The organism is Lacisediminimonas sp., from assembly GCF_030645335.1.
Lineage (GTDB): Bacteria > Pseudomonadota > Gammaproteobacteria > Burkholderiales > Burkholderiaceae_D > Lacisediminimonas.
In genome coordinates, this window is the sequence record NZ_JAUSNH010000157.1 from 1 (window position 1) to 9,616 (window position 9,616).

The following is a 9,616-nucleotide window of genomic DNA, read 5'->3' on the forward strand; positions in this document are numbered from 1 at the left end:
GATTGCCTATCACGCGATCTTCAAAACTCCCACCAATGGCGATCATGACGTCGGAGTGCTGAATCGCCATGTTGGCTTCGTAGGTGCCGTGCATGCCGGGCATGCCGACAAACTTGTCGCTCGACGACGGATAGGCGCCCAGCCCCATCAGCGTGTTGGTGCACGGGAAGCCCAGCATGTCGACCAGCCGCCTGAGCTCGTCGGACGCATTGGCCAGGATCACGCCGCCACCGGTATAAATCATTGGCCGTTCGGCCGCCAGCAGCAACTGGACCGCCTTGCGGATCTGGCCGGAATGGCCCTTCTCCACCGGTTTGTACGAACGCATTTCGAGCTGCTTGGGATACTCGAACGCGCAGCGCTGGATGGTGATGTCCTTGGGAATATCGACCAGCACCGGGCCGGGACGGCCGGTGGTCGCGATATAGAACGCTTTTTTCATCGTCATCGCCAGGTCGCGCACATCCTTCACCAGGAAGTTGTGCTTGACGCAAGGACGCGTGATGCCGACCGTGTCGCATTCCTGGAAGGCATCCTGGCCGATCGCCGCCGAAGGCACCTGGCCGGAAATGACGACCATCGGTATGGAGTCCATGTACGCAGTCGCCAAGCCGGTCACCGCATTGGTGACACCCGGGCCGGAAGTGACCAGCGCCACGCCGACTTTGGTGGAACTGCGGGAATAGGCGTCGGCTGCGTGGATCGCAGCCTGCTCATGCCGTACGAGGATATGCTGGAATTTATCCTGGTTGAAGATGGCGTCGTAAATGTAGAGGACAGCACCGCCAGGATAGCCAAAGACGTGTTCGACACCTTCTTCGGCAAGACAACGCACGACGATTTCAGCGCCGGTAAGCTCAGTACTCATTGCAACTTCCTTTCAAGGTCCATAGGAGATTGATCGGATGCTCTCTCCTGACGAAACCTGTCCAGTAGCGAAGTCGGCGGTATCCCTTTGCTGTGCGTTGACGCCAAACTGTCCTCGCATCGTTGAATGCGATTCCGATTGGCGCTTTTCGCGACTCGTTCAACCGATTTACTGCGTTTCCGAAACAAATTCCTCACGCTTGTGGCGCGGGTTAGAGCAAACAGCTTTCAAATGAAGCGAGTCCGGGATCATGCGGCATTATGCGTCGCTCAAAACCGGACAAAATCGCCTTCGAGGTGCGAAGGGAGTGATACGGTAATGCGTCGCAACATTTTGGTCAAGTCAATTCAACCATGCGGGCCGTGAAATCGCTTTTAAAATCAAGCGCTTTGCCGATCAATCTCCCACAGGCCCACACATTTTTGCTAGGATTCGGACATTTTTCGAACTCGCGACTTGTTCCACTCCCATTGTCTCCCTGCCCATTGTCTCCCTGCCCATTGATCACGGTAACTAACCAGCGCAGCATCACACGCAATGGCCACTGACAAAGAAATGGCCGACTTCCTCGCTGAAGTGGAGCGGCGCGCCTTCAAGCAGGCGGTGTATGCGGTGCGCAAGGACGAATCTGCGCTCGACATCGTCCAGGATGCGATGATCAAGTTGTCCGAAAAGTACGGCGACCGCACCGTTGCCGAGCTACCGCTGCTGTTCCAGCGCATACTGCAAAACACCATCCATGATTATTTTCGCCGGGAAAAGGTGCGAAATACCTGGGTTACCCTGTTTTCCAGCCTGCGGCCCTCGAATGACGAACCGGAGAATTTCGACCCGCTTGAAGTCCTTGAAATCGACGATGGCTCCGAGACAACCGAATCCAGCGAAGAAAGCGTTTCGCGCGCCCAGGTCCTCAACGCCATCGACGAAGAAGTACAGAAACTGCCGACACGTCAACGAGAAGCGTTCCTGATGCGTTATTGGGAGGATATGGACGTGGCCGAAACGGCTGCCACCATGGGCTGCTCCGAAGGCAGCGTAAAGACGCACTGTTCGCGTGCAACCCACGCGTTGGCGCAGGCACTTAGAGCAAGAGGAATACGGTTATGAACGTCAGACAAATCAATTTCGCCTACAGGGTCCGGCATGCCCTGAATGAGCACCTGGAGAGCATGCCCGCGCAAACCGCCGACCGGCTGGCCGCCGCGCGCGCCGTCGCATTGCAGCGCAAGAAGCCGGATGCACCGCAACGCCAGTTGGTCACGAACCAGACATTTGCCGGTCGTGCCGGCGGAGTGTTCGGTGATCGCCTATCGTGGTTGGCGCGTATGGGTGCAGTCTTGCCAATGATCGTGGTTGCGGCAGGCATCTTCGCCCTTTACCATTCCGAATACCAGCAACGCATCAGCGATGTCGCCGAGATGGATGCCATGGTGCTCTCGGACGAGTTGCCATTGAAGGCGTATCTCGACAACGGCTTCAACGCTTATCTTGCCAAGAGAACCGACTAGGGAAGATCGCATGCCTGTCCGACCGGTTTCACCAGCCGCCCGCTTGCTGCGGGCGGCCTGCTTTTCAGCCACCCTCCTGCTGTCAGCGCAGTTGGCGACGGCGGCTGATCCCGCGCCAGCCGCGCCGGCCGGCACGGTCACGCCTGCCAGACCGGCGCTGGCACAGCCTGGCCAGCCGGGCACGAGCGCCAGCCCCGCAAGTCTTGCCAGTCCCTCCAGCAGCCCCAAGGCGGCAGCGCGCAAACCGGCGCCCCCTTCCAAGCCGCCCTGGAGCAGCCTCAGCCCGGCCCGACAATCGGTGCTGACGCCGCTGGCGGCGCAATGGGACACGATGAGTTCCGGCCACAAGAAGAAATGGCTGGAAATTGCCGACAAGTACCCGTCTCTGAAGCCTGACGAACAACTGCGACTGCAAAAGCGGATGGAAGAGTGGGCAAAACTCACGCCGCAGCAGCGCCGCGTCGCCCGCGAGAGCTACGCTCGCGCAAAAAAACTGAATCCGTCGGAAAAGACTGCGCATTGGCAGCAGTACCAGCAACTGCCCGAAGAACAGAAAAAAAAGCTGGCTGCTGAAGCAGCCAGCAAAAAGCGGGTCACCGCACTGACCCCGCCCTCTGCCCAGCCCCCCGGGAAAGTGACGCCGCCGCCCAAATCGACACTGAAATCGGCGGCGCCGTTTAACGGGCAAGCCGGCCAGGCAAGCGTACCGCCGCCTGCAAAACCAGCCGGCGAGACGGCGCGCCGCCCGCCGGTCAGTTCCGGCACGCCGCCGGCAGGCCTGGCGCCCGCCCCAGCCGCAACTTCCGCCGCCACCGCGCCGGCCGTGCAATCCGGCCCTGCACCGACCAGGTAATCCTGCTTGGAACTCCGCGCTCCCCGGCTGAGGACCCGACTCGCGTGCATGGTGTACGAGGGACTGCTGCTGTTTGGCCCCGTATTTGGCGCTGGCTGGCTCTTTTCGGTCTTGACGCAACAACGGCATGCACTTTTCCATCGCGAAGGAATGCAAGCCTGGATTTTCTTCGTCATCGGCCTGTATTTCGTCTGGTTCTGGTCGCGCGGCCGCCAGACCCTGCCCATGAAAACCTGGCGCATCCGCCTGGTTGACCGTGCCGGCAAGCCCTTGAGCTATAACCGGGCATTGCTGCGCTACCTGTTGTCCTGGTTGTGGTTCCTGCCCGGCCTGGTCCTGGCGGCCGCCCTCGGCATCCACACCGGCCCCTTATTGCTGTGGATTCCGGCCGCCAACGTCGTGCTGTGGGCGCTGGCCGTCTATCTTGATCCACAGAGGCAGTTCCTGCATGACAGGCTTGCCGGGACGCGGCTGCTGCGCGAACCAGCGCCCAGCACGGATTGACCCCCCCTCCCGCGCCGGCCCGCAGCGCCTGAATTCCCTCCCCCCTTTCGACCCGCGATTGCACCGAAGCAAGATCGGGCTCAGAATGTCGTTCGCGCTGTTCGCCCACCAAGGGCTTGGGGACCGGTTTGAAAAAGAGACTCATCCGCTTGCTGCCGGGACTGATTGTCCTGACCCTCTTGCTGGCGCACGCTGCGCGGGTACTGGAGTTGCCGTTCGTGACTTCGCTCGACCAGGTGGTCTACGACATCAAGTTGCGCGCCACCATGCCCAACACTGTAGACGAGCGGATCGTGGTGCTGGACATCGACGAGAAGAGCCTGGCCGAAGTCGGTCGCTGGCCCTGGCGGCGCGACAAGATGGCGCAATTGGTCGACAAGCTTTTCGATCAGCACCAGATCGGACTGCTCGGCTTTGACATCGTGCTGGCGGAACCGGATGACAGCGCCGGCCTTGCGACACTGGAACAGCTCGGCCGGCGCGAACTCAAGGACGACCCGCAATTCCAGGCTGCTTTCCGCAGCTTGCGCCCGCAGCTGGATGTCGACCAGCTGTTCGCCAACGCGCTGCGCAAGCGGCCCATCGTCCTGGGCTATTACTTTGCCAACGAAGGCGTCAGCAGCGGCGCATTGCCCAGGCCGGCAGTGACAAAGGACGAGCTGGCAGGGCAAAAGATCCGGATCACTAGCTGGAAGAATTTCGGCGCCAACCTGCCGCAGTTCCAGGCCAATGCGCAGGGCGCGGGCCATTTCAATCCGATCATCGATTCAGACGGCCGCGTGCGCCGGGTGCCGCTGCTGGTCGAACACCAGGGTGCTTACTACGAGTCGTTTTCATTGGCGATGGCGCGCGCGCTGCTGGGCAGCCCCAAGGTGATTCCCGGCCTGGCGCTGGAGGATGGCTATGCGGCCATCGAGTGGATCGACCTTATCGGCAAGCAAGGCCTGCTGCGACGCCTGCCGGTCGACGGCAATGTCGCCGCGCTGGTCCCGTATCGCGGCTATGAACGCAGCTTTCGCTATTATTCGGCCGCTGACATATTGGCCGACCGTATCAAGCCCGGCCTGCTGAAAGACCGGGTGGTCATCGTCGGTACCTCGGCGCCCGGCTTGCGCGACCTGCGCAGCACGCCGGTTGGCGAGGTCTATCCCGGCATGGAAGTCCACGCCAACCTGATCGCCGGCATGCTCGATAACACCGTCATGGAAAAACCGCAGTATGTCGATGCGATCGAGCTGTTGCTGCTGCTGGTGGCCGGCTTGGTGATGATCCTGCTGGTGCCCTGGCGCGCGCCGCTGCGCGCCACCCTGGCCACGTTGCTGGTATTGCTGGTGATGGTCGGACTCAACCTGGGCGCCTGGCAGGCCCAGCTGGTGCTGCCGCTGGCGTCGCTGCTGCTGCTGATCACCTCCACCTTCGTACTCAATATGTCCTGGGGCTATTTTGTCGAATCCAAGGCCAAGCGCCAGATTACCCAGCGCTTCGGCCAATACGTGCCGCCCGAGCTGGTCGACAAGATGAGCCTCAATCCCGGCAGCTACAGCATGGCCAGCCGCAAGGCGCATCTCACGGTGCTGTTTTCCGACGTGCGCGACTTCACCACGATATCCGAAGGCATGGAGCCGGAAGCACTGGCCCAATTGATGAACGAGTACCTGACCGAGATGACGCTGGTCATACGGCAACACCGTGGTACGCTAGACAAGTATATTGGCGATGCCATCGTGGCATTCTGGGGTGCGCCGGTTGCGGACGAAGACCATGCGCGCAATGGCTTGATGACCGCGCTGGCCATGCAAAAGGCGCTGGTCGGGCTGAACCAGCGGCTGCGCGAGCGGGGCTGGCCCCAGATTGCCATCGGCATCGGGCTCAACACCGGCAACATGACGGTTGGCGACATGGGTTCCAGCATCCGGCTTGCGTACACGGTGATGGGCGACGCCGTCAATCTGGGCGCCCGGCTGGAAGCAAAGACCAAGGAATACGGCGTAGGCATCATGGTCGGCGCGGCAACAAGGCAAGCGGTTCCTGATATCGTCTACCGTGAACTCGACTGCGTGCAGGTGAAAGGCAAGCAGGAGCCGACGACCATTTACGAGCCGATCGGACTGGCCAGCGAAATCGAGCCGGCCACCCGGCAAGCGCTTGAACTCTGGTCGCAGGTTCTGGCGGCGTACAGGGCGCGCGATTGGGACCGGGCGGAAAGTGGACTGGCGGCGCTGTCGGCCGGCGATCCCGGCAAACGGCTTTACCAGATATACCAGCAGCGAATCGCCGGGTTTCGTGCCGAACCGCCGCCGGCCGACTGGAATGGCGTCACCCGCTTTGATAGCAAATAGTTCAAGGGCACACTGATGATCGTGAAAGTACTGGGTTGCAGCGGTGGCATAGGAGGCCGGCATTTGCATACCACGTCAATGGTCGTGGATAACGATATCCTGGTCGATGCCGGTACCGGCGTGGGCGAACTGACCATTGCGGAAATGGCGATGATCGACCATGTGTTCCTGACCCATTCGCACCTGGACCATATTTGCTGCCTGCCCTTCATCGTCGACACTGTTGGCGAAATGCGCAACCGGCCGCTGGTCGTGTACGCCACCAGGGCCACCGAAGAGCTGATCCGTTCGCACATATTCAACTGGGCGATCTGGCCTGATTTCACCACCATTCCCGACCGCGTCAATCCGTTCATGCGCTTTGAAAACGTCGAAATCGGCGATACCGTCGAACTCAATGGCCGCAAGATCACCGTGCTGCCTGCGCGGCATACCGTGCCCGCAGTCGGTTACCAGCTCGACAGCGGCCATGGCAGCCTGGTGTTCACCGGCGACACCACCGTCAACGATGAATTCTGGCGCGTGGTCAACGCCATTCCGCAGTTGCGCTACCTGATCATCGAGACGGCGTTCTCCAACAGCGAACGGCGGCTGGCCGAACTTTCCAAGCACCTGTGTCCGAGCATGCTGGCCGACGAATTGCAGAAGCTGCAAAGCCGCCCGGAAATTTTCATTACGCACCTCAAGCCGGGGCAAATCGAGTTGACCATGCGCGAGATTGCCGAGTATGTGGGCCAATACAAGCCGCGCATGCTGCAGAACAACCACTGTTTTGATTTCTGACACCATGCAAACCGATTCGCTCCAGCAATTGCGGCAAGTTACCGGCCTGAGTCCACTGTCAGAGGGCGGACTGCAGGAAATCTCGCGCCTGGCGAAGGTCTATTCGTTCCCGCGCGGAACCGACCTCCTGACCCAGGACGACCTGAAACACTGCACGTTCTACCTGCTTGACGGACAACTTCGCGTGGTCTCGATACGCAGCGGCGGCGAAGTCATGGTCGGCGGCACCACCTCCTCGGCGGGATTGCGCCAGAGCCCCGACCTGCAGATTGCCGAAGCCATCACCGAGGTCCGGCTGCTGTGCATTGCAACCGACCTGCTTGACGTCACCCTGATCTGGGACCAGCTCAACAAGGAACCTGCCGGCTCGGCGGCGGGCACCAATGCCCGTGCACCGGGAAGCGTGGCCGGCCACCTGCTCAGCGGTGCGCTGGCGGCGATCACGCCCGATCGCATTGCGCTGCTGCTGGAACGCTTCAAGTTGGTTCGGGCAGTGCGCGGCCAGGTTATCGTGCGCGAAGGCGAGCCTGGCGATCAATATTATGTGATCGACGATGGCCGTTGCATCGTGACCCGCCAGGTCGGCAACGTCGAGACCGAACTGGCCGAATTGCGGCCGGGCGATGGTTTCGGCGAGGAAGCCCTGCTGGGAAATGGCGTGCGCAACGCCACCGTCACGATGAGCAGCGACGGTCATCTGTATTGCCTCTCCAGGCAGGATTTCGACGTGCTGTTGCGCGAACCCCTGCTGCGCCAGCTCGCGCCCGCGGAAGCGATGAAAAAAAGCGATGAAGCGATCTGGATCGACGTGCGCTTTCCGTCGGAGTTCAGCCGCGACAGGCTACCCTGGGCCATCAATATCCCGCTGGGCGAAATCCGCAACATCTTCAGCGTACTGAACCGCTCGGGCGAATATATCGTGTACTGCCAGAATGGCAGCCGGAGCGCCGCTGCCGCGTTCCTGCTGGCGCAGGCCGGCTGCAAGGCCTGGTCGCTGCAAGGCGGCCTGGAAGCGCTGGCCGCATCCGGCATATCGAGCGCCGCATCCGGGTCGGCGCCAGCAGCGGCCGATGGAACCAATCCGCAATGAGCAGCGTACTGGCCCCTGCCCTTCCCGCCGGCGACGCTGACGTACGGGTCCGGCTGGAGTTTTCCCGCACGCTGCAGCAAGTCACGAACAAAATCCACGCCACCAGCAACATTGACGAGATCATGCTGGACCTGTCGCAGGACATCAGCAACCTGTTCAATTGCGACCGCCTGACCCTGTACGCCGTTGGCGAGGACAAGCAGTTCATCGTCTCCAAGATCAAGACCGGCCTGAATGCATTCAACAACCTGAAGCTGCGGATTTCCGAAACCAGCATTGCCGGTCACGTCGCGCTGATGAAGAAAACCTTGCGCATCGCCGATGTCTACGACGATGCCGAGCTGGCCCGCATTTCGCCGGGCCTGCACTTCCTGCGGGAAGTCGACAAAAAGACAGGTTACCGGACCCGCCAGATGCTGGTGGCGCCGCTGGTCAATCAACAGACCGACGAGCTCGTCGGCGTCATCCAGCTGATCAACAACAAGAGCGGCGGGCCGTTCGGCGACTTTACCGAGGAAGGCGTCAACGAACTGTGCGCAACGCTGGTCATTGCATTCACGCAGCGGCTCAAGCCACCGCCGGCGATTCGCACCAAGTACGACCCGCTGGTCGAGGCGGCCGTGATTTCAGCGCCGGAATTCGAGCTGGCCACGCGATCGGCACGCCGGCAAAACGTCGACCTCCAGGAAATTCTCGCCAATGAGTTCCAGGTATCGGTGGCGGCGATTGGCGAGGGGCTGGCCAAATTTTTCAGTGTGCCGTACGAGCCCTTCAAGCCTGAGCGCATCAAGCCGATGGACCTGCTGCGCAACCTCAAGCGCGACTTCGTCGAACAGAACCAGTGGATACCGGTCGAAGACGGCGCCGAAGGCCTGGTCGTGGTCGCAACCGACCCCGAGCAAGTGCGCAGCGCGCGCATGGTCCAGAACATATTCCCGCGCGCCAAGCTGCAGTACCGGGTCACGACCAACCGCGAATTCACGCAGACAATCGACCAGTTCTACGGCGTCTCCGATGATCCCACCTCGGTGTCAGACCTGCTGTCGGACATGACGGAAGGGGAAGACGAGGACGGCGAGTTGTCCTCGACCGACCTGTCCGCCGCTTCCGAAAACGAACTGGTCAAGCTGGTCAACAAGGTGATCGTCGACGCTTACCGCCAGGGTGCATCCGACATCCACATCGAACCCGCGCCGGGCAAGGGCAAGACCGTCATCCGCTTTCGCAAGGATGGATCGCTGGAGCCGTACATCGAGATTCCGGCCAGCTACCGCAATGCCTTGCTGGCCCGGATCAAGATCATGTGCGACCTCGATATTTCCGAGCGCCGCAAGCCGCAGGACGGCAAGATCAAGATCAAGAAGTACGGACCGCTCGACATCGAGCTGCGCGTCGCGACGATTCCCTCCGCCGGCGGTGTCGAGGATGTCGTCATGCGTATCCTGGCCGCCGGCGAGCCGATTCCGCTCGACAAGCTCGGGGTGCTGCCGCATAACCTGGACCGGCTGAAGAAAGTGGTCGAGAAGCCCTATGGGCTGTTCTTCGTCTGCGGGCCGACCGGTTCCGGCAAGACCACCACGCTGCACTCGGTGCTGGCCTATCTGAACAAGCCCGATACCAAGATCTGGACCGCAGAAGATCCGGTCGAGATCACGCAAAAGGGCTTGCGCC

Annotated in this window: 9 protein-coding genes; 8 read left to right on the top strand and 1 reads right to left on the bottom strand. The window is 61.2% G+C overall.

Annotated elements, in window-relative coordinates:
* Positions 1-868: thiamine pyrophosphate-binding protein (locus Q7T64_RS11000; RefSeq protein ID WP_304795450.1), on the bottom strand; the 868-nt coding region annotated here is incomplete at its 3' end.
* A gap of 537 nt (positions 869-1,405) precedes the next feature.
* Here Q7T64_RS11000 and Q7T64_RS11005 point away from each other — a divergent pair.
* The 8 genes from Q7T64_RS11005 to Q7T64_RS11040 all read left to right on the top strand — a co-directional run.
* The gene (locus Q7T64_RS11005; RefSeq protein WP_370653305.1) at positions 1,406-1,975 is read left to right on the top strand and encodes an RNA polymerase sigma factor; all 570 of its coding nucleotides are present in this window, start codon (positions 1,406-1,408) and stop codon (positions 1,973-1,975) included.
* Complete coding sequence (locus Q7T64_RS11010; protein WP_304795452.1) at positions 1,972-2,376, top strand: DUF3619 family protein; 405 nt, start codon at positions 1,972-1,974, stop codon at positions 2,374-2,376. Before Q7T64_RS11005 ends, Q7T64_RS11010 begins: the two co-directional genes overlap by 4 nt.
* Positions 2,377-2,386: 10 nt before the next feature.
* Entirely contained in the window at positions 2,387-3,229 is an 843-nt protein-coding gene (locus Q7T64_RS11015; RefSeq protein ID WP_304795454.1) for a DUF3106 domain-containing protein, read from the top strand.
* Between the two features lie 6 nt (positions 3,230-3,235).
* Complete coding sequence (locus Q7T64_RS11020) at positions 3,236-3,733, top strand: RDD family protein (protein ID WP_370653306.1); 498 nt, start codon at positions 3,236-3,238, stop codon at positions 3,731-3,733.
* 128 nt (positions 3,734-3,861) lie between these two features.
* Entirely contained in the window at positions 3,862-6,072 is a 2,211-nt protein-coding gene (locus tag Q7T64_RS11025; protein WP_304795456.1) for a CHASE2 domain-containing protein, read from the top strand.
* A 15-nt stretch (positions 6,073-6,087) separates the two neighbouring features.
* Positions 6,088-6,855 (top strand): 3',5'-cyclic-nucleotide phosphodiesterase, encoded by a 768-nt coding sequence (locus tag Q7T64_RS11030; RefSeq protein ID WP_304795457.1) that lies wholly within the window; start codon positions 6,088-6,090, stop codon positions 6,853-6,855.
* Between the two features lie 4 nt (positions 6,856-6,859).
* Complete coding sequence (locus Q7T64_RS11035; RefSeq protein WP_304795459.1) at positions 6,860-7,945, top strand: cyclic nucleotide-binding domain-containing protein; 1,086 nt, start codon at positions 6,860-6,862, stop codon at positions 7,943-7,945.
* On the top strand, positions 7,942-9,616 hold a 1,675-nt coding region (locus Q7T64_RS11040; protein WP_304795461.1), incomplete at its 3' end, for a GspE/PulE family protein. The genes Q7T64_RS11035 and Q7T64_RS11040, both read left to right, overlap by 4 nt.